The sequence below is a fragment of the Streptomyces sp. Ncost-T10-10d genome (assembly GCF_900091955.1).
GTDB lineage: Bacteria > Actinomycetota > Actinomycetes > Streptomycetales > Streptomycetaceae > Streptomyces.
The window spans coordinates 76800-96778 of record NZ_FMDF01000238.1 but is presented as its reverse complement, the minus strand read 5'-3'; the positions used below and the strand labels follow the sequence as shown (position 1 = coordinate 96778).

The window sequence follows — 19979 nt, the reverse complement described above, 5'->3', positions numbered from 1 at the left end:
TACCCGCCCGATCCGCCCCGAATGCCGAAGTTCAACGGTGCGTAATCAGCACCAAGTCAGCACGGGACAGGTGATCAGGGGTGCTGACATGCGATTTCAGGTCAGCACCAAACCAGCACGGGAGTCAGCACCAGGGCAATGAACCGTACCGAATAACACAATCCAGACAGGCACTTGTCGGCCTTCAATACGGTCCTCGAAGCAGTCTCGACGTGCCTGTCATGGTGGCCCCGCGCACACCCGGCCCGAGAACTATGGTGTCCCGCCACATGTGCCTCTGACCTGCCCATTCCTACGGTGTGGCGACACGAAACCGTCCCCGCCAACGTCCGGAAGTGGTGTTCATGGCTGCCTCGGCATCCGCCCCGCCTACCACCCGCTCGCTCAAGCGCATCGTCGCCGCAAGCCTCATCGGCACCACCATCGAGTGGTACGACTTCTTCCTGTACGGGTCAGCTGCCGCGCTGGTCTTCAACAAGCTGTTCTTCCCCGAGTCCGAGCCGCTCGTCGGCACGCTGCTCTCCTTCCTCACCTACGCGGTCGGCTTCGCCGCCCGGCCGCTCGGTGCCCTGGTGTTCGGGCACTACGGCGACCGGCTCGGCCGCAAGAAGCTTCTGGTGCTCAGTCTGTTGATGATGGGCGGAGCGACGTTCGCCATCGGGCTGTTGCCGACGCATGCCACCGTCGGGGCCGCCGCCCCCGTGCTGCTCACCGTCCTGCGGCTGGTGCAGGGCTTCGCCCTCGGCGGTGAGTGGGGCGGGGCCGTGCTGCTCGTCTCGGAGCACGGGGACGCCAAGCGGCGCGGGTTCTGGGCCTCCTGGCCGCAGACGGGTGCGCCGGCCGGACAGTTGCTCGCCACCGGAGTGCTCTCCGCACTCACCGCGCTGATGTCGGACTCGGCCTTCGGGGCATGGGGCTGGCGCATACCGTTCCTGCTCTCCGGTGTGCTGGTGGTCGTCGGCTTGTGGATTCGCCTCTCTGTCGATGAATCACCGGTGTTCAAGGCTGCGCTGGCACAGGCCGAGGAGCGCAAGGCGGTCTCCGCGGCGGCCGAGAAGATGCCGCTGGTCGCCGTGCTGCGACACCACTGGCGCGATGTGCTGATCGCCATGGGAGCCCGGATGGCGGAGAACATCAGCTACTACGTCATCACGGCGTTCATCCTCGTCTACGCGACCACAGCAGCGGACCTGAGCAAGCAGACAGCGCTCAACGCCGTGCTCATCGCCTCGGCCGTCCACTTCGCGGTCATCCCGATGTGGGGCGCGCTGTCCGACCGGTTCGGGCGCAAGCCCGTCTACCTCGTCGGTGCGATCGGCGTGGCGCTGTGGATGTTCCCGTTCTTCGCGCTGATCGACAGCCGCAGCTTCGGGAATCTGCTGCTCGCCGTCACGGTCGGGCTCATCTTCCACGGGGCGATGTACGCGCCGCAGGCGGCCTTCTTCTCGGAGATGTTCGCGACCCGGATGCGGTACTCGGGTGCGTCGATCGGTGCCCAGTTCTCGTCGGTCGCGGCCGGCGCCCCGGCGCCGCTCATCGCCACCGCGCTGCTCGCGGACTTCAACAGCTCGACCCCCATCTCGCTGTATGTCATCGCCGCGGCACTCCTCACCGTGCTGGCGGTTGTTTGTGCCAAGGAGACCAGGAACCGGGATCTCGCGGACATCGAAGAGGCTGCGGCGGAGCCGGACGCGCCCACGTCGCTGCCCGCCGACGCCCGGACCGTCTGAGCCCTGCTCGTCGGGCGGGTCCGGGAACCGGGCCCGCCCGACGAGCGCCGGATGTCACTGCTGGGCAGTGGGCTCGAACCAGGTGGGTTCGTCGGTCAGGGACTGCTTGATCCTGAAGAGCCCGAACTCGTTCAAGGGCGGCAGCGCGTCCACCGGGAACCAGCCCACCTCCAGCGACTCGTCGTCGTTGACGCGTGCCTCGCCGCCGGTCGCCCGGCAGCGGAAGGTGACGTCCAGGTACTGGCAGCGGTCGCCGTTGGCGTACTGCACCGGTTCCAGGGCCTGTGTGAGCACCACCCGCTCCGCCACACAGCGCACAGCTGTCTCTTCGTACACCTCACGCTCCGCCGTCGCCGCCGGCTGCTCACCCGGCTCGCAGATGCCGCCGATGACCGACCACTTGCCGGTGTCGGAACGTCGTCCGAGGAGCACTCGGCCCTCGTCGTCGAAGACCACGGCGGTGACCCCCGGCAACAGGAGCAGTTGTTGGCCCGCGGTGGCGCGGATCTCGCGGATGAAATCAGGAGTAGCCATGGGCCCGACCCTACGTGGCACGAAGTGGATCAGCGGCTCCGCCGGAGCCGTACCGAACGGACGGTGACCCAGCCGAGCCCCGCCACGGCGATCAGTGCGAGGACTCCTTCGGGGAGCGTACCCATCCGGGTCGCGGGCGTGAGCGAGGACCGCAACGGCACCTTGTCCACCAGCGCGTCCGCGGTGAACAGCTTCGTCTGCTGGACGATCGTCCCGTCGGGACGGATGACCGCGCTGACCCCACTGGTGACGGGGACGACGACGGACCTGCTGTGCTCGACCGCCCGCACCCTGGACATGGCCAACTGCTGATAGGTCATCTCACTGCGCCCGAAGGTGGCGTTGTTGCTGGGTACGGCGATCAGTTGGCTGCCGTGCTCGACCGTGTCCCGTACGGCGTCGTCGAACGCCGCCTCGTAACAGGTCACGAGCCCCACGTTCGTACCCGCCAGATCGAAGACACCGACCTGCTTTCCGGGGCCGAAGTCCCGCTGTACACGGTCCACGTCGGAGCTGAAGAGGCGTACGAAGGAGCGCATCGGGATGTATTCGCCGAACGGCTGGATGTGCCGCTTGTCGTATGTGCTGACGGGCCCCTTCTCCGGATCCCACTGGATGAGGGTGTTGCGCAGCTTGCCGGTGTCGGGCTCGACCACCGCCCCGATCACGGTGGGTACGCCGATCGCCTTCACCGCGTCGTCGATCACGATCCGGGCGTCGGCGTTCCGGTAGGGGTCGAGGTCGGAGGAGTTCTCCGGCCACAGGACGAAGTCGGGCTGGGGAACCTTGCCCGCCTTCACGTCCTGGGCGAGCTGTTCCGTGCGGCGCACATGGTTGTCGAGGACGGCGCGGCGCTGGGCGTTGAAGTCGAGTCCGAGCTGCGGCACATTACCCTGGATCGCGGCGACGGTCGCGGTGCCGTCCTCGGCCGAGTCGTCCACGAGCGGCAGGGCGGCGAATGCGGCGGCGACGGGTACGAGGACGGTCGCGGCGGCTGCGGCGACGGCGACCCGGGGCACCTCACGCGTGCTGCGCCAGGTACGGAACCGGCATACCGCTTCATAGAGGCCGAAGCCGCACAGCACCACCGCGAAGGAGAGCAGCGGCGTGCCGCCCACGGCCGCGAGCGGCAGGAACACGCTGTCCGCCTGCCCGAAGGCGATCTTCCCCCAGGGAAAGCCGCCGAACGGCACCCTGGCCCGGATCGCCTCGTCGAGGATCCAGACAGCGGCGGCCCACACCGGCCAGCAGGCGAGGCGGGAGACGGCGGCGATCCCGATGCAGCCGACCGCGATGAACAGCGCCTCCGCCGCTGCGAGCGCCAGCCACGGCACCGGACCGACCTCTTCGCCCGTCCAGTGCAGCAGCGGCAGCATGAAGCCCAGTCCGGCGAGCAGGCCGAGGCCGAACGCGGCGCGCAGTCTGCGTTCGTGCAGCACCCAGCCGAGCAGGGCGAAGCCGGGAAGAACCAGCCACCACAGGGGCCGGGGCGGGAAGCTCAGGTACAGCAGCACTCCCGAAATCACGGCGGCTGCAGGCCGTACGAGCCGCGGCATCACCCGTCTTCCCCGGGACGTGGGGGTGGGTGCGGGCCGCTGCGGGTCGTCGACTGGGGTGATGGTGGCGCTCACCCGGCGGAGTCTACGGTGGTCGGCCGGGTGTCAGGCAGCCCCGCTCGCGTGATGGAACGCCTGGCGCCGGATCGTTTCGCCACTTTCCCGCACAGATCCGGGCCGCTGGCACTACCGTGTCCGCCAGCCCCCCACCGATCGGCCGTGTCCGGCCGATCGCGGACGGGACTGTCACAAGTCGGGGGCGAACGTGACGATTGCACCAGCGGGGCGGGGCCGGGCGCGGGAACGCGGCAACGCTTCCGACGGAGCCGGGGCCGTGATCCTCGCCGCCTGCGCGATCTGGTCGTTGATCAGCGCCGGCGGACGGGAGACCGGCCCGGAGGGTGTCCTGCTGGCTCTGCTCGCCGTCGCCGCGGGCTTCTCCTGCGGACGGATCTGCGGGACGCTGCTGCCGGTGGCGACGGCCACGGTGGCCGCCGTGGGGGCGCTCCTCCTGGGGCTCCTCTCGCGTCATGGCATGCCTGACGCCACGGCCACGGTGGACACGGCGCCCGGTCACGCCGGGGCTGCCGCCGCACTGCTGGTGCTCGCCGCGGGCGCCGCCTGCTGCGCGGCGGCGGCGTCCCGGCAGGCACCGCTGCGGTTCTCCCTGCGGCTGCTGGCGCTCGGCACAGCCTGCGCCGCGCTGGCGCTGCGCTCGGTGGCCGGGTTCGCCGCGGCACTCGGGGTGCTGCTGTGTTCGCTGGCCGCCACCAGGATGCGGCAGCGGCTGCTCGGCCTCGCCGGGCTCGCCCTGGCCACCGGTCTCGTCGTCGCCATGTCATGGGCGGTCGCCGCGGACGCGCTGCCCCAGGGCCTCATGGTGTCCCTGGAGGGTCCGCTCACCGCGCACCGGGTGCTGCTGTGGCAGGACGCGTTGGAGCTGGCCGGCGAACATCCGGTGCTGGGCATCGGCCCCGGACGGTTCGCCGAGCTGAGCCCCACCGTGGAGCAGACCGTCCACTCCGACGGCAAGGCACACTCGGCGCCTCTTCAGCAGGCGGCCGAGCAGGGGGTGGTGGGGGTGGGGCTGCTGGGGTCGGCCTTCGGCTGGCTGCTGTACGTGCTGTGGCGGTCGCCCCGCACGACGGCCGTCGTCCTGACGGCGGGCGCCGCCCTCACCGCACTCGCGGTGCTGGCGAGCGTCGGCAATGCGCTGAGCTTCACTCCGGTGACCGCGGGCGCTGGGCTGCTCGCGGGGCTGGCGTCGGCCCGGCGGCCCATCGGCGACGGTACGGCAGGAGCGGACGGTACGGACGGGGCACGTGGACCGGATCGTGCGGATCAGGCACGTGGTCCGGATGACATACATCAGGCACGTGGTCCGGAGGGCGCGGACGGGGCGGCCAACCGTCCCGGCGACGCAGTCCGCCGCACACGGTGAACGGACCGCTCCACCCCGCTCTGAGCCGGGCGCGAGTCCCGGAACCGACGCATCGGGCCGCGATCAGGCCCCGGCCGGTGTGCCGGTCGCCGACAGGTGCAGGCGTTCGCGGATGAACCGTACGCCCGCTTCCGCGTCGTCGACCGTGATGGTGAACGTCCTGCCGTCACCGAGTCGGAGCACCAGGCCCTCGCCTCTGCGGACCACCACGGCCGTACCCTGCTCGGGGCGCCAGCGGTAACCCCAGCCGCCCCACTGGCGCGGGGTGACCTGGGGTGCGAACTCCGCGCCCACCACATGGGTGAGCAGAATCCGGCGGCGCGGCAGGCCCATGTGGCCGCAGCGCACTTCGAGAGCGTCCCCGTCGACCCTGACGGCCACGTTCACAAAAGCGAGTGTGCCGAACAGCATGAGCAGTCCGGCGGCGACGCAGCCGATCACCGACATCAGCAGCGGGGCGATTCCCGAGGCCCAGTCGGAGGTGACGGCCAACTGGATGCCGAGCGCCAGACAGGCCGCGCCTGCGGCGGCGAGCACCCACTGGGCCCGGTTGGTGGCCCGGCCGATCCAGACGTCGGAGTGGGGGTCGGCTCCGGTGTGCCTCGGTTTTCGGGGGTGGTCCCTCATGTCAAGCAGCGTACTTAAGATTCCGCACGCCGGGGATGGGTCGCACGGCCTTCGCCGGGTCAGCGAGCGGGGCTGACGGCCCCCAGCAGCTGCCCCTCGGCGTAGGCCAGAGCGGTTTCCGGCAGCTCGGCGGTGCGCCCGCCGAGGAGGACGGTGAGACCGTCGGCCGATTCGGCCGACGGAGCGGGTTCGGCCCCGATTCGGCGCAGTGCCTGGGCGGCGACGGCACCGGCGGAGCCGTGCAGCTCGACCGGAGGCATACCGGGCTGCCGCACGGCTGCGCGGATGCGTTCGGCGACCAGTTCGTAATGGGTGCAGCCCAGGACCACGGCCCGCACATCGCGCGGGGTGAGTGCGGCGGCTGCGGCGATGGCCCGGTCGATCGCCGGTTCGTCCGCGTGCTCCACGGCGTCGGCGAGACCCGGGCACGGGACCTCGGTGACGGCGACGGAGCCGGCGAATTCCCGGATGAGTCCGCGCTGGTAGGGGCTGCCCGTGGTGGCGGGCGTGGCCCAGATCGCGACGGGGCCGCCACCGGCGACGGACGGCTTGATGGCCGGCACCGTGCCGATGACCGGCAGTGCGGGTTCCAGCTCGGCGCGGAGCGCAGGCAGAGCGTGGACGGAGGCCGTGTTGCAGGCGACGATCAGTGCGTCGGGCCGGTGGGCGGCGGCCGCGCGGGCCACGTCCAGCGCGCGGGCGGTCACGTCCTCGGGGGTACGCGGCCCCCAGGGCATGCTGCCGGGGTCCGAGGAGAGCACCAGATCGGCGTCGGGCCTGAGCCGGCGTACCGCGGCGGCGGCCGCGAGCAGGCCGATTCCGGAATCCATGAGCGCGATCTTCACCCGGTCACCTTAGTCGACCGCCCTTGCGGTTCCGTCGCAGTGGGGCAGACTGCGGCAAATGAGTGCCGTTGCCTGGATCGCCGTGGGTTCGCTGGCCGCATGGGTGTGGCTGCTGCTGGGACAAGGGTTCTTCTGGCGGACCGATCAGCGGCTGCCACGCCGGAAGGCCCCGGAGCGCTGGCCGTCCGTGGCGATCGTGGTGCCCGCACGTGATGAGGCCGACATGCTGCCGGTGAGTCTGCCGTCGCTGATGGCGCAGGACTATCCGGGGGCCGCGGAGATCTTCCTCGTCGACGACTGCAGCAAGGACGGCACCGGGGACGTCGCCCGTGCGCTGTCCGTACGGTACGGGGGCCTGCCGGTGACGGTGGTGTCGCCCGGTGAGCCCGAGTCCGGCTGGACGGGCAAGCTCTGGGCCGTGCGGCACGGGATCTCGATGGCCCGGACCCGGGAGCCGGAGTTCCTGCTGCTGACGGACGCGGACATCGCGCATGAGCCGGACAGCCTGCGGGGGCTGGTCGCCGCTGCCGTCTCGGGCGGGTTCGACCTGGTCTCGCAGATGGCCCGGCTGCGGGTGTCGAGTGTCTGGGAGCGGCTGGTCGTACCGGCCTTCGTGTACTTCTTCTCGCAGCTCTATCCGTTCCGGTGGGTGAACCGGGCGGGGGCGCGGACGGCTGCGGCGGCGGGTGGATGTGTGCTGCTGCGGACCGGGGCGGCGGACCGGGCGCGGGTGCCGGAGTCGATCCGGCAGGCGGTGATCGACGATGTGTCGCTGGCGCGGGCGGTGCAGCGCAGCGGCGGCCGGATCTGGCTGGGGCTCGCGGAGCGGGTGGACAGCGTCCGGCCGTATCCGTGGCTGGCGGATCTGTGGCGGATGGTGTCACGGAGCGCGTACGCCCAGTTGCGGCACAGCCCGCCGCTGCTCCTCGGGACGGTGCTGGGGCTCGCACTGGTCTATCTCGCGCCGCCGGTCACGCTCGTCGCCGGGCTGCTGGGCGGTGCTCCGGTGGCGGCGTGGGCGGGCGGGATGGCGTGGGCGGTGATGGCCGGGACGTACATGCCGATGCTGGCCTACTACCGGCAGTCGCTGTGGCTGGCGCCGCTGCTGCCGTTCACCGCTGTGCTGTATCTGCTGATGACGGTCGATTCGGCGGTTCAGCACCATCGGGGGCGGGGCGCGGCCTGGAAGGGGCGTACGTACGCCCGCCCCGAGGCCGCGCCGGACCGTTGAGCGGAGCCGTCCGTGGGCCGATGGCCGCAGTGCAGGCCGGACCCGAGGGGGGTCATTTACGGCCGGGTGTCCAGTTCATGCCCCACCCATAGGCGTAGTCGATGGTGCGCTGCGGGCTCACTCCGCGCTCGGGTACGAGGTAGCGGGCCTCGCGCTGCACCGTGAGGTCTCCCCCGTTGTTCGTGAGGAGCGCGAGCGCGCAGACGGTGGACGGGACGGTGCATTCGTCGAGGGAGAAGTCGATCGGGGCGCCGTGCTGGGGGCGGAGGGTGACGGTCGCATGGAGATCGGCGAAACTCCGGGCGCCTTCATAGATGGTGACGAAGATCAGAACGCGGCGGAACTTGTCCTTCTGGTCGAGGTTGACGGTGAGGTTCTCGCCGGTGGAGACCGCGCCGGTGCGGTCGTCTCCGTCGAGATGGATATAAGGGGGCTGCCGGAGTGCGCCGAACGCGTTTCCGAGCGCCTGTACGACTCCCTTGCGGCCGTCGGTGAGTTCGTAGAGGGCGCAGAGATCGAGGTCGAGGTCCGCGTGGTTGGCGACCGCTCTGCCGAGTTTGCTTCCCCAGCCCTTGAACTGTTTGCGCACTTCCCAGTTGAGATTGACCCGGAGTGCTCCCGAAGTGCCGCCCTGTTTGGCCAGGGAGACCGATGGCGCGTCCTTGGTGAGAGTCACCTTCGACAGACGGACCGGCGGGGTGGCCGGGGGTGCGGGAGGTGCCGGTGGCGCCGTCGGCGGTGCGGGCGGAAGGACCGGCGGGGGTGGCGGCAGATGGCCGGCCCGCGTTCCCCGCTGGGTCTGTTGAGGCGATTGGGGTTGTTGATACGGCTGGGGCTGCTGTGGTTCATCGACGGAAATACCGAAGTCCGTCGCGAGACCTTCGAGGCCGGTGCTGTATCCCTGACCGACGGCACGGAATTTCCAGGCACCCTGGCGTCGGTAGAACTCGCCGAGAATGAATGCGGTCTCGACCGTCGCGTCCGCGCTGTCGAAGCGCGCGATCTCCGAGCCGTCCGCGGCGTCCGTGATCCGTACGTACAGCCCCGTCACCTGCCCGAAGGTTCCGCCGTCCGCGGAGGCTGCCAGGACCACGCGTTCGATGGCCGGCTCGATGCGCGCCAGGTCGACCGCGAGACTGTCCGTCACCCCGTCATCGGCGGTCCGCTTGCCCTCGTGACGCACCGCGCCGGATGCGTGGGAGGGCTGGTTGTAAAAGACGAAGTCGGCGTCGTTGCGCACTTTTCCCGACACGACGAGGAGCGCCGAGCCATCGACGTCCGGTGTCCCCGGGGAGGCGCGCCACCCCAATTCGACCCGCACGGCGTGAGCCGACACCGGAACATTGGCTCCCTTTAGCATGGTCATGCCCGCCCCCATCGCGAGTCCGACTGCCCGGAGACTTTTCTCCGCTCTCCGCCAACCTAATCCCCCGCTCCTCGCGGGGCCTACATCGGCGCAGTCACCGTCCGGCGATGCATCGGTAACCGCTCTCCACCAGCGTGCCGTCGGTCTGGGCTTCGTCCCACCGCCCGGACACCAGCCACAGCGAGCAGAACGCCGCCAATGGATCGGGCCGGCCGCGAGGCTGCCGGTGTGGGCTCTCCTACCGACCGGGTGGAGACCTGTTCGGGGAATCAGCGCTGATCGAGCCCACGGAGACGTGAACTGATGTACGTATCCAGGTTGTTGGGACGTAGGTTGTGCGTTGACAGTTCACGCCTCGGTTGAAAGACGGACGGTACCCATGAACGACCACGCCACATCGCCCGGACCGGCGGCGCATCAGAAGATCGATACGTCGGTGCCACACTCGGCCCGGATCTGGAACTACTGGCTGGGTGGGAAAGACAACTACCCCGTTGACGAGAAAGCCGGCGACGCATACAGCGCCGTCTTCCCCGGCATCGTCACCATCGCCCGCAGCAGCCGCGCCTTCCTGCGCCGCACCCTCACGTACCTGGTCACCGAGGTAGGCATCCGGCAGTTCCTGGACGTCGGGACCGGCCTGCCGACCGTGAACAACACCCATGAGGTCGCCCAGCGGCTCGCCCCCGAGACCAGGATCGTCTACGTCGACCACGACCCGTTGGTCCTCGCGCACGCCCGTGCCCTGCTCACCTCGACCCCCGAGGGGGCGACCGCCTACGTCGACGCCAACCTGTCCGACCCTGATCGCATCCTGGCGGCCGCCGCCGAGACGCTGGACCTCACCCGCCCCACCGCCCTGATTCTCAGCAACATCCTGGGCCACGTCGCCGACTACGACCATGCGTGTGACACCGTCACCCGCCTGATGGACGGACTGCCGTCCGGCAGCTACCTCGCCATCAACGACGGTTCACGGGGTACCGACGCCGACTACGAACAGGCCCAGGACGCGTACAACGAAACCGGCGCCGTACCGTACTTCCTGCGCCCCGTCGACGAAATCGCGGCGTTCTTCGACGGCCTGGAACTTTTGGACCCCGGGGTCGTCTCGGTCCCCTTCTGGCGCCCGGACCCCACTTCCCCCACTCCAGAACCCATCGGCGAGCACGGCGGCCTCGCCCGCAAGCCGTGACACCCTGACGAACCGGGGCACGCGTGCAACCAGACAGACCGCCATCTCGTGCGAGACGGCGGTCTTGTCACACGCACGCGTGGCCGACGTCACAACCTGCCACGAACGCCGCTCTGAGCTGAACCGGATTCCGTGGCGGCCCTGAAGCCAGGCATGATTGCCGCGGCAGATGGGAGAAACGGGTCCGATGCCTGCATCCCGGAAGATTCTGGCAACTCCCTGACCGCGTAACGCAAGCCGCACGCATCGTTTCCCTCCTCCCGGCCGCGACCGACATCGTGGCTGAGCCCGGACTGGCCGGGTTCGAGCGTGGGTGACCGGAAGGCGATGCTGTTGCGCTTGGCCATCAGGTAGAAGGACGGCCAGTTCCCGTCGGCGTGCTTCCCCTGGAAGACGATGTCGCCGCTCTCCGAGTCCCCGGGCCCGTAGGTCTTCCAGTCCTTCAGGAGCCATGGCTCCGGAGAACGTCTCCCCCCTCGTCGGCGGCCGGGACGGCGGCGCGACCGCCCCTGCTCGACCACCGTGTCGGTCCGGGGGTACTTGATCGGCCGGACAAGTCCTGGCTGAGCGCAGCATCCGGTACAGCTGTGGAAGTGCCGTACCGGGCGGGCGCGCAGCCACCCGCCCGGACGCAGGACGCGTCGTAGCTCGCCGAGGAGACGCGGCCGGTCGGCGATATGCGGGCTGAGACGCGGGAGGGCCTGGGAGGCCGCGTCGTCACAAGCCTGCTCCCCCACCCGTCGAAGCGGCGAGCCGCCCGGTTCGGCCAGTCGCACCAATGCCCGGGCCGCATGTGGTGGGAGTGGACGAAGAGGGCGGTTTCCGCAGGTCCTAAGCTCCTGCGCAGTCGAGCAGGGAGGGATGCCGTGCAGAAGCTGGGCGGGTCGGAACAGCTGAACAAGCTGGAGGAGGTCGGTGCCTGGTTGCGCCGCCGGTTGCCGGATCTGCTCGTCGAGAGCCAGGTGCCCGGGGCAGCCGTGGCGGTCCAAGCCGGTGATGAATGGGTCGAATCCGCGGCCGGTGTGCTGAGCACGGCCACCGGGGTCGACGCCACGGTGGACTCTCTCTTCCAGATCGGGTCGATCACCAAGGTGATGACCGCGACGCTGGTCATGCAGTTGGCCGACGAGGGACGACTGGATCTGGACGCTCCCGTACGGGCCGTCCTGCCGGAGTTCCGGATCGCCGACGAGGAAGCGGCGCGTGGGATCACCACGCGGCATCTGCTGAGTCACGTCGCGGGTTTCGAGGGGGACATCTTCACCGACACCGGCAAGGGTGACGACTGCCTGGAAAAGTACCTGGGCGTCCTGCGGGACGTACCGCAGCTCTTCGAGCCGGGCGCGATGTTCTCGTACAACAACGCCGGGTACTGCGTGCTCGGGCGGATCGTCGAGGTGCTGCGCGAGGAGCCGTTCGACGTCTGCGCCCGGCGGCACCTGTTCACTCTGCTGGGTATGAGTCACACCGCGAGTGACCCCTACGAGGCGATCGTCCACCGCACGGCAGTGGGTCACATCGAGACGGTGCCGGGGGCGCCGCTCGAGCCGACGCCGGTGTGGGCCCTGGCACGCTCGAACGCACCGGCCGGATCGATGCTGGCGATGCGTGCGCGCGATCTGCTGGCCTTCGCCCGGATGCACCTCGCCGGAGGCCGGGGCCCCGACGGGGTGACCGTGCTCCGCCCGGAGACCGTCCGGGCCATGCGGCGGCCACAGATCACGCTTCCCGACATCGACCAGGGCGCCGCCTGGGGGCTCGGCTGGGAGCTCTTCGACCTGTCTTCGGGCGGCACGGTCATCGGACACGACGGGAACACCATCGGTCAGTCGGCGTTCCTGCGCCTAGTGCCGGAGCGGGATGTCGCGGTGGCGATCCTCACCAACGGCGGCCTGTCACGGCGCGTGTACACGGAGATCGCGGGCCGGGTCCTCGGTGAACTCGCCGGGGTCGGTCTGCCCGCCTCGCCGGTGCCGGATGTGGGCGCTCCCGTTGCGGAGACGTCCCGGTACGTCGGTACGTACACGTCCAGCACCGCCGAGACCACGGTGAGCCGGGACACCGCTGGGCGGCTGTGGCTGGAGCGCACTCCTCGCGGAGCCATCGCCGAACTGGACGAGGCGCCGTACCGCACGGAGCTGGTCGGCAGGCGCGGTGACACCTTGATCCCGGTCGAGCCGGAGCGCGGGGTCCACGCGCCGCTCGCCTTCCTCGGTGACGACGGGCAGGGACACGCGCTGTATCTGCACACCGGCCGGGCCGAGCGGCGGGCACAGCGATGAACGAGCTGCACCGACGCGCGATCGTGGCAGACCTGCACAACGACCTGCTGTGTGCGGTGGTCGCCCGGCCGGTGGACCGCTGGGCGGAGTTCTTCCGGGAGCGCTGGCTGCCGCAACTGCGGGCCGGCGGGGTGAACCTTCAGGCGCTGCCGGTGTTCGTCGAAGATCCGTACCGGCCGGAGGGGGCGCTCCGCCGCACGCTGCGCATGATCGAGGCGGCGCACCGGCTCGCGGCCGGCAACGCCGATGCCGTCACGCTGTGCACGGACGGCGCCCAGGTCGACCGGACGCTGGCCGAGGGCCGGATCGCCCTGGTGCTGGCACTGGAGAGCGCACCCGGCGTGGGCGAGGACGTGGAGCTACTGGAGACCCTGTTCCGGCTGGGGGTCAGGATCGCGTCCCTGGCGCACTTCGGTCGCACCTCCCTGGCCGACGGCAGCGGCGAGGACGCGACGGGCGGCCGGCTGACCCGCTCCGGGGTCGCGGCGCTGGCCGAGATGGAGCGCCTCGGCATGCTCTACGACATCAGCCATCTCGGCGCGTCCGGGGTCGAGCACGTCCTGGAGCTGTCCTCACGGCCGTTGATCGCCACGCACTCCGGCGCACGGGCGCTCTTCGACCACCATCGCAACCTTGACGACGAGCAGATCCGGGGCGTCGCCGCGGGCGGCGGAGTGGTGTGCGTGAACTTCTTCGCTCCGTACCTGCACGAGAGCGACTACTCGATCGGCCGGCTGATCGACCACATCGAGCACATTGCCGGGGTGGCCGGCGTCGAGCACGTCGGGCTGGGTCCCGACTTCATCAAGGAAGTACTTGCCGACACCACTCCCCCGTGCTGCGAGCCGACCTTCGTCGAGGGAGTGCCGGCCGACGCCTATCTGCCCGGGCTTGCGGGTCCGGCCGGGCTGCCGCTGGTCACCGATGCGCTGCAACAGCGGGGGTGGCCGGAGCGCGACATCGTCGCGGTCCTGGGGGAGAACGTACGACGCCTGCTGCGGAACGAACTGGGCCGGCCCGCGTCCGCCGGCTGAGCACCGTGCGCGGCAGGAGATTCCCTTCGTGCGATCGGAACGACGCACACCCGAATGTTCAGTGAACCCGACGAACGACGCCTGAAGTACGTGTCTCGAAATCGTCGGATGGTCGAGGAGATGGAGAGCCATATCGTGCGCGCGAGCGATGGTTTTGAGAACGCACGTGAGCCCGCGGACGGCAGCCGAGTGCTGACGATCCGCAATCTGTCGGTCGAGATCCGCCGGGGCGACCGGATCGTCCACCCGGTCTCGGGCGTCAGTCTGGCGCTCGATCGCGGGGAGACCCTGGGGATCGTCGGGGAGACCGGATCCGGCAAGTCCATGACCGGCCTGGCCGTGATGGGCATGCTGCCGGCCGGTGGCCGGGTGACCGGCGGCTCGATCGACTTCGGCGGTGCGGAGCTCGTCGGGCTCCCCGCGGACCGGTACCGGGCCCTCCGCGGCAACGACATCGCGATGGTGTTCCAGGATTCGATGACGGCCTTGAACCCCACCCGCCGCATCGGCGAACAGGTCGCCGAACCGGTGCGGTTGCACCAGGGCGCGTCGAAGCAGGCCGCGCGCGCACGTGCCGCGGAGCTGCTCGACCTGGTCGGGATACCGAAGCCCGCCGAGCGGTTGGACGACTATCCGCACCAGCTCTCGGGCGGCATGCGGCAACGCGTGATGATCGCGATGGCCCTGGCGTGCGAGCCGCGGGTCGTCATCGCGGACGAGCCGACCACCGCGCTCGACGTCTCGATCCAGGCGGAGATCCTCGATCTCCTGGACGACCTCAGGTCCCGGCTGGGCATGTCGATGATCCTCATCACCCACGACATGGGAGTGATCGCCCGGCACGCCGACCGGGTGGGCGTGATGTACGCCGGGCGCGTGGCCGAGACCGGGCCGACACGAGCTCTTTTCAGCCATACCCGGCACCGCTACACCCATGCGCTGCTGTCCTCGATCCCTTCGCTCACCCAGGACCGGCGCGAGCAGCTCTTCAGCATTCCCGGCACACCTCCGGATCTGGCCGCCTCCCCCGCGGGCTGTCCTTTCGCGCCGCGCTGCGCGGCCGCGACGGACCGCTGTCACGAGGAGCGACCGCCTTTCTCGGTGGAGGAGGACGGGCACACCCACGCGTGCTGGCATCCGGTCGCCACGGCAGCAGCCCGTACCGGCTCAGGGGCATCGGCTGTCGCACGGCCCGCCGTCGCCCCCGAGGCCCCTGCCGCACGCGGGACGACGCCGCGGCTGCGGATCGTCGATCTCAGACTTGAGTACCCGGTGGGCGGACGGGGCCTCCTCGGGCGGCGCCGCACGGTCAAGGCGGTCTCCGGAGTGAGCTTCGACGTGGCGCCCGGTGAGACGTTCGGTCTGGTCGGGGAGTCAGGGTGCGGCAAGTCCTCGCTGGGCCGCATGCTCGTGGCCCTGAACCGGCCCACGTCGGGCGAGGTGATCTTCGACGGTGCGTCGGTGACCGGTATGAGTGCCCGTGAACTCGCGCCGCGCCGGGCCCAGTTGCAGATGATGTTCCAGGACTCGAACTCCTCTCTCGACCCCCGCATGCGCATCGGTGCGATCCTGCGCGAGCCCCTCGCGATCCAGGGCATCGGCAGGCGCGCCGCCCGGACCGCCCGGGCCCGCGAGCTCCTTGGGGACGTGGGGCTGCCGTCGGGCGTCCTGGAGCGTTACCCCCACGAACTCTCCGGGGGACAGCGCCAACGGGTGGGGCTGGCCCGTGCGCTGGCCCTGGACCCGAAGGTGCTGGTCGCCGACGAGCCGGTCAGCGCGCTGGACGTCTCCATCCGTTCCCAGGTCCTCAATCTGATGCACCGCGTCCAACGTGAACGCGAACTGAGCAGTGTCGTGATCTCCCACGATCTCGCGGTCGTGCGGTACCTGGCCGACCGCGTCGGAGTCATGTACCTGGGCAAGTTGATGGAGACCGGCACCACCGAGGAGGTGTACGGGTCCACCGCGCACCCGTACACCGCGGGGCTGCTCGCGGCGGTTCCCGAGGCGGACCCCGCCGCGCCGCGCCCCCGGTCGGGCACGCGCGTGCGCGGCGAACTGCCCAGTCCCATCGATCCGCCCAGCGGCTGCCGGTTCCGCACCCGATGTCCACTGGCGACCGAGGTGTGCGCGGCGACGGAGCCCGCCCTCGCGACCCTCACCGGCACGCACAAGGTCGCCTGCCACCACCCGCTGCACTCGCCGGCCGCACAGCCCGAGGAGCTCTCCGCACGATGAACCGTCACTCACCACTCCCCTGCATATCAGGGACCCCACGGATCTCCAGGAGAGGAGATGGTCACGCATGAGCTGGTACGTGGTCCGACGGCTGGCGATCTCCTTCGTCGTCGTGCTGGGCATCTCCGCGATGGTGTTCCTCCTGCTGCACGTGGTCTCGGACGACCCGGGCCGCGTGGTCCTGGGACAGCGCGCATCCCCCCAGGCCGTGGCCGACTTCAACCGGGAGCACGGGTTCGACCGGCCGCTCGTCGCGCAGTACCTCAGCTATCTGGGCCAGCTCGCCCACGGTGACCTGGGCAGGTCCTACAAGCTCAACGAAAACGTGGGGACGGTACTGCAGCAGAACGCCGGACGCAGCGCGATGCTGTCGCTCGCCGGCCTGGTCCTCGCGCTGCTGATCGCCGTCCCGCTCGGCATCCTCCAGGCGGTCCGCCGCAACAGTCTCGTCGACCGCGCCACCACGGCGGCCTCCTACGTGCTCTACGCCACTCCGTCGTTCCTGCTGGGCCTGATCCTGATCGCCGTGTTCAGCCAGTCCCTGCCGTTCTTCCCTGCCGAGGCGTCCCAGTCGCACTCCTCGTGGGTGGTCCTCACCGATCCCCGCTCCATGGCCCTGCCCGTCATCACACTCGCTGTCACCAGCGTCGCGATCTTCTCCCAGTACCAGCGCTCGTCGGCTCTCGACCAGCTCGGCCAGGACTACATCCGGGTCGCCCGGGCCAAAGGGCTCCCGGAGCGGAGCGTCCTGACGCGCCACCTGCTGCGCAACGCCTGTCTGCCGCTGATCACGCTGGTCGGCACGCTCATCCCCAGCCTCCTGGCGGGCAACCTGATCGTCGAGTCGCTCTTCAACTACCCCGGCCTCGGCCTGCTGTTCCTCAACAGCCTGCAGCACGAGGACTACCCGGTGCTCCTCGCCTACACCCTGATCGGCGGCGTCCTCACCGTGGCCGGCAACTTCGTCGCCGACATCGCGGTCGCCGCCGCCGACAGCCGAATCGAGTTGAACAAATGACCTCACGACACACGGACACAGCGGAGGCCCCGGAGGCGGGCGCCACGGCGCCGTCAGCAGCCGACCCGGTCGAACCGACCGACGTGCGCGAGCGGTTCACTCTGAAACCGGTGCTGCGCACACTGCGGCACCACCCGCTGGGCCTCGCCGGCGGGCTGCTTCTGATACTCGTCGTCGGGTTCTGCTTCCTCGGCCCCCTGCTCTACCGGACCAACCAGACCGACGTGGATCTGGTGAACGCGGCCCTGCCGCCCAGCACCGAGCATCCGCTCGGGACGGACCTCAACGGGTTCGACGTGCTCGGCCGCCTCATGGCGGGCGGCAGGGTGTCCTTGCAGATCGGGCTGCTCGCCGCGCTGTTCGCCACCACGATCGGTACGGTCTACGGCGCCGTCGCCGGACTCGCCGGCGGGGTCGTCGACGGGTTCCTGATGCGGGTGGTCGACACCCTGCTGTCGGTCCCCTTCCTCTTCTTCGTCCTGATCCTCTCGGTGCGCTTCCACCCGAACGCCGTGTCGCTGAGCCTGGTCATCGGCGGGTTCTCCTGGCTGGTCTCCGCCCGGCTCGTCCGCGGCGAGGTCCTGACCCTGCGGGTAAGGGAGTTCGTACTGGCGGCCCGGGTGATGGGAGCCTCCCGCCCACGGCTCATCCTCACCCACCTGATTCCGAACGCGCTCAGCGTGATCATCGTCGTCATCACCTTCCAGGTAGCCGACGCGATCCTCGTCGTCGCCGCTCTGGGCTTCCTGGGCTTCGGCCTGACATACCCGACCGCGGACTGGGGCAGCCAGCTCGCCAACGGCGCGACGTTCATCTCCGCCGACTACTGGTGGCTGGTGTATCCCGTCGGCATCTGCGTCATCGTCACGGTGCTGGGGCTCAACCTGCTGGCGGACGCGCTCCGCGACGCGGTCGGTCGCCGGGCCGACTGAGGCCGCTCGCCACAACCGTCGCCTCTTCACCCTCTTCCACCACACCTCGCAGGGAGCCATCCATGACACATGTGCCCGGCAAGGCGCGAGGACGCCGCTTCGCGGTGCTCGCCGCCGTGCTCGCCGTACTGGCCACGGCGTGCACCGGCGGCGACCTGGCCAAGGATCTGCAGGGCGGTTACAAGACCCTGCCGAAGGAGTCCGGAAAGCCCAAGGACGGCGGCACGGCCACCGTCGCGCTGACTCCAGGGCTCAGCCCCAACTACATCTATCCGTATCCGCCGGCATCCGCCAACGGCACCGTCATCGCCCGGGGGCTCCTGTGGCGCTCCCTCTACCGCCCCAGTGGTGAGGGCAACCAGATCGCGGACGCCGCACTGAGCCTGGCCGAGGCGCCCCGCTACAGCACCGACCGCAAGACCGTGAGCATCAAGATGAAGCACTACTCGTGGTCCAACGGCAGGCCGGTCACCGCCGACGACGTCGTCTTCTCCCTGGCCCTGCTGAAGGCCGCACTCAAGGAGAGCCCGGCCAACTGGAGCTTCTACACCCCGGGGCAGTTTCCCGACGGCATCACCGCGAAGGCCACCGCGTCGGACCAGCTCACCCTCAGGTCCACGACCGCGTACAACCCGTCCTACCTGATGTCGATGCTGACCCTGCTGTACGTGATGCCCGCCAAGGAGTGGAACATCGCCCGCACCTCGGGGCCGCACCTGGACTACACGCAGCCGAAGAACGCCAAGGCCATCTACACCTACCTCACCAAGCAGTCGGAGTCCCAGGCCACATTCGCCGACAACCCGCTCTGGCAGGTGGTCAACGGCCCGTACCGTCTCAAGAGCTTCGACCCCACGACCGGCTCGTTCTCCCTGGTCCCCAACACGTCCTACAGCGGCCCGGGCGGCTCACGGCTCGACCGGGTCGACTTCAAGTCGTTCACCTCCGCCCCGGCGGTCCTCAACCAGTTCAAGGCCGGCAACCTGACCGTCGGAACGCTGGACTCCAGCTTCATCATGCAGATCGGCGCGCTGAAGAAGAAGGGCTACCACGTCTACGGCGCCCCGGCGCCCGCCCGGCTCGACCCGCTGGTCCTGAACTTCGAGAACACCACCCACCACTTCGACAAGGTGATCGCGCAGCCGTACGTCCGCCAGGCCCTGCAACACCTGATCGACCAGCAGGGGTACATCGGAAGCCGGGGCGTGTACAACGGTGCCGCCTCCCCCAACTACACCCCCTCGGGCAACGACTCCCCGTACCCGCCCGCGTTCGGTGACAAGGCGCCCTACCCGTACGACCCGGCCGCCGCCAAGAACCTGCTCATCGACCACGGCTGGAAGGTCGAGCCGGGCGGCGCCACCACCTGCCAACGCCCGGGCACCGGGGCCGGCGAGTGCGGGGCGGGCATCCCGCGCGGGCAGACGGTCGACTTCTCCCTCGCCTCCGCGAACACCCCGGCATACGTCGGCGCCCGGGACACCGCCTTCGCGTCGGAGGCCAAGAAGCTGGGCCTCAAGGTCACGCTCGTGAGCAAGTCGCTCAACTACCTGTACACCAACTACGGCAACTCCTTCGCGCCCGCCAACAAGAACAAGTGGGCGGCACAGGACTACGGACCGCTGTACCTGGCGGCCGGGTACCCGAGCAGCAACACCGTGTTCAACACGGGAGGCAGCTTCAATCTCGGCGGGTACCGCGACGCCGAGGCGGACAAGCTGATCGACGCGTCGACGTTCGGAGCGGATTCCAGGGCCCTGTCGGCCGAGGTGACCCATCTCGGCAAGGACCTGCCGGTGCTCTACTTCCCGACTCCGCACACCCTTGTCGTGTGGAAGAACAGTCTCTCCGGGCCGCCGTCGTCGTTCAGCTCGCTGCTCAGCTTCCTGTATACGCCGGAACTCTGGTACTTCCACAACTGAATGCCGCGTGCGGGAAGGTGGTGAGCCG

Annotated in this window: 15 protein-coding genes; 10 read left to right on the top strand and 5 right to left on the bottom strand. The window is 69.8% G+C overall.

Annotation, left to right across the window (positions count from 1 at the left end):
- Positions 1 to 344 precede the first annotated feature (344 nt).
- Positions 345 to 1730, top strand: a complete 1386-nt coding sequence (locus tag GA0115254_RS42640) for an MFS transporter (RefSeq protein WP_093900616.1) — start codon at positions 345 to 347, stop codon at positions 1728 to 1730.
- A gap of 54 nt (positions 1731 to 1784) precedes the next feature.
- Here GA0115254_RS42640 and GA0115254_RS42635 read toward each other — a convergent pair whose 3' ends face one another.
- Both GA0115254_RS42635 and lnt read right to left on the bottom strand, forming a co-directional pair.
- Complete coding sequence (locus GA0115254_RS42635; RefSeq protein WP_093900615.1) at positions 1785 to 2264, bottom strand: NUDIX hydrolase; 480 nt, start codon at positions 2262 to 2264, stop codon at positions 1785 to 1787.
- A gap of 29 nt (positions 2265 to 2293) precedes the next feature.
- On the bottom strand, positions 2294 to 3895 hold the full coding sequence (gene lnt / locus GA0115254_RS42630) for an apolipoprotein N-acyltransferase (protein ID WP_093900614.1): 1602 nt from the start codon (positions 3893 to 3895) through the stop codon (positions 2294 to 2296).
- Between the two features lie 190 nt (positions 3896 to 4085).
- Here lnt and GA0115254_RS42625 point away from each other — a divergent pair, with 190 nt between their 5' ends.
- On the top strand, positions 4086 to 5261 hold the full coding sequence (locus tag GA0115254_RS42625; protein WP_093900613.1) for an O-antigen ligase family protein: 1176 nt from the start codon (positions 4086 to 4088) through the stop codon (positions 5259 to 5261).
- A 63-nt stretch (positions 5262 to 5324) separates the two neighbouring features.
- Here GA0115254_RS42625 and GA0115254_RS42620 read toward each other — a convergent pair whose 3' ends face one another.
- Together GA0115254_RS42620 and GA0115254_RS42615 are read right to left on the bottom strand one after the other, a co-directional pair.
- Positions 5325 to 5888 carry a hypothetical protein gene (locus GA0115254_RS42620; RefSeq protein WP_093900612.1) on the bottom strand — a complete coding sequence of 188 codons (564 nt, stop codon included), beginning with the start codon at positions 5886 to 5888 and terminating at the stop codon, positions 5325 to 5327.
- Positions 5889 to 5947: 59 nt separating this feature from the next.
- Positions 5948 to 6733, bottom strand: a complete 786-nt coding sequence (locus GA0115254_RS42615; protein ID WP_093900611.1) for a glutamate racemase — start codon at positions 6731 to 6733, stop codon at positions 5948 to 5950.
- A 58-nt stretch (positions 6734 to 6791) separates the two neighbouring features.
- Between GA0115254_RS42615 and GA0115254_RS42610 the strand changes: the two genes are divergently transcribed.
- On the top strand, positions 6792 to 7964 hold the full coding sequence (locus GA0115254_RS42610) for a glycosyltransferase (protein ID WP_093900610.1): 1173 nt from the start codon (positions 6792 to 6794) through the stop codon (positions 7962 to 7964).
- A 52-nt stretch (positions 7965 to 8016) separates the two neighbouring features.
- Here the strand turns inward: GA0115254_RS42610 and GA0115254_RS42605 are convergent, their stop codons facing one another.
- Positions 8017 to 9342, bottom strand: a complete 1326-nt coding sequence (locus GA0115254_RS42605; protein WP_093900609.1) for a TerD family protein — start codon at positions 9340 to 9342, stop codon at positions 8017 to 8019.
- A 367-nt stretch (positions 9343 to 9709) separates the two neighbouring features.
- Here GA0115254_RS42605 and GA0115254_RS42600 point away from each other — a divergent pair, with 367 nt between their 5' ends.
- From GA0115254_RS42600 to GA0115254_RS42565, 7 genes are all read left to right on the top strand, one after another.
- Positions 9710 to 10525, top strand: coding sequence for an SAM-dependent methyltransferase (locus GA0115254_RS42600; RefSeq protein ID WP_093900608.1), 816 nt, complete (start codon positions 9710 to 9712; stop codon positions 10523 to 10525).
- An 866-nt stretch (positions 10526 to 11391) separates the two neighbouring features.
- Entirely contained in the window at positions 11392 to 12807 is a 1416-nt protein-coding gene (locus tag GA0115254_RS42590) for a serine hydrolase domain-containing protein (RefSeq protein ID WP_256103110.1), read from the top strand.
- Positions 12804 to 13841: a dipeptidase gene (locus GA0115254_RS42585; RefSeq protein ID WP_093900606.1), complete on the top strand. Its 1038-nt coding sequence runs from the start codon at positions 12804 to 12806 to the stop codon at positions 13839 to 13841. Before GA0115254_RS42590 ends, GA0115254_RS42585 begins: the two co-directional genes overlap by 4 nt.
- A 120-nt stretch (positions 13842 to 13961) precedes the next feature.
- On the top strand, positions 13962 to 16079 hold the full coding sequence (locus tag GA0115254_RS42580; protein ID WP_093900631.1) for a dipeptide ABC transporter ATP-binding protein: 2118 nt from the start codon (positions 13962 to 13964) through the stop codon (positions 16077 to 16079).
- Between the two features lie 67 nt (positions 16080 to 16146).
- Positions 16147 to 17097, top strand: coding sequence for an ABC transporter permease (locus GA0115254_RS42575; RefSeq protein ID WP_093900605.1), 951 nt, complete (start codon positions 16147 to 16149; stop codon positions 17095 to 17097).
- Positions 17094 to 18029: an ABC transporter permease gene (locus GA0115254_RS42570; RefSeq protein ID WP_093900604.1), complete on the top strand. Its 936-nt coding sequence runs from the start codon at positions 17094 to 17096 to the stop codon at positions 18027 to 18029. Before GA0115254_RS42575 ends, GA0115254_RS42570 begins: the two co-directional genes overlap by 4 nt.
- Before the next feature lie 62 nt (positions 18030 to 18091).
- On the top strand, positions 18092 to 19951 hold the full coding sequence (locus tag GA0115254_RS42565) for an ABC transporter substrate-binding protein (RefSeq protein WP_093900603.1): 1860 nt from the start codon (positions 18092 to 18094) through the stop codon (positions 19949 to 19951).
- Positions 19952 to 19979 lie beyond the last annotated feature (28 nt).

What these genes read in the sequence shown, in the direction of transcription:
- GA0115254_RS42580 (WP_093900631.1), top strand. Translation starts at nt 13,962, where the DNA reads ATGGAGAGCCATATCGTGCGCGCGAGCGATGGTTTTGAGAACGCACGT.
- GA0115254_RS42620 (WP_093900612.1), bottom strand. Translation starts at nt 5,888, where the DNA reads ATGAGGGACCACCCCCGAAAACCGAGGCACACCGGAGCCGACCCCCAC.
- GA0115254_RS42585 (WP_093900606.1), top strand. Translation starts at nt 12,804, where the DNA reads ATGAACGAGCTGCACCGACGCGCGATCGTGGCAGACCTGCACAACGAC.
- GA0115254_RS42635 (WP_093900615.1), bottom strand. Translation starts at nt 2,264, where the DNA reads ATGGCTACTCCTGATTTCATCCGCGAGATCCGCGCCACCGCGGGCCAA.
- GA0115254_RS42570 (WP_093900604.1), top strand. Translation starts at nt 17,094, where the DNA reads ATGACCTCACGACACACGGACACAGCGGAGGCCCCGGAGGCGGGCGCC.
- GA0115254_RS42600 (WP_093900608.1), top strand. Translation starts at nt 9,710, where the DNA reads ATGAACGACCACGCCACATCGCCCGGACCGGCGGCGCATCAGAAGATC.
- GA0115254_RS42565 (WP_093900603.1), top strand. Translation starts at nt 18,092, where the DNA reads ATGACACATGTGCCCGGCAAGGCGCGAGGACGCCGCTTCGCGGTGCTC.
- GA0115254_RS42610 (WP_093900610.1), top strand. Translation starts at nt 6,792, where the DNA reads ATGAGTGCCGTTGCCTGGATCGCCGTGGGTTCGCTGGCCGCATGGGTG.
- GA0115254_RS42640 (WP_093900616.1), top strand. Translation starts at nt 345, where the DNA reads ATGGCTGCCTCGGCATCCGCCCCGCCTACCACCCGCTCGCTCAAGCGC.
- GA0115254_RS42575 (WP_093900605.1), top strand. Translation starts at nt 16,147, where the DNA reads ATGAGCTGGTACGTGGTCCGACGGCTGGCGATCTCCTTCGTCGTCGTG.
- GA0115254_RS42605 (WP_093900609.1), bottom strand. Translation starts at nt 9,342, where the DNA reads ATGGGGGCGGGCATGACCATGCTAAAGGGAGCCAATGTTCCGGTGTCG.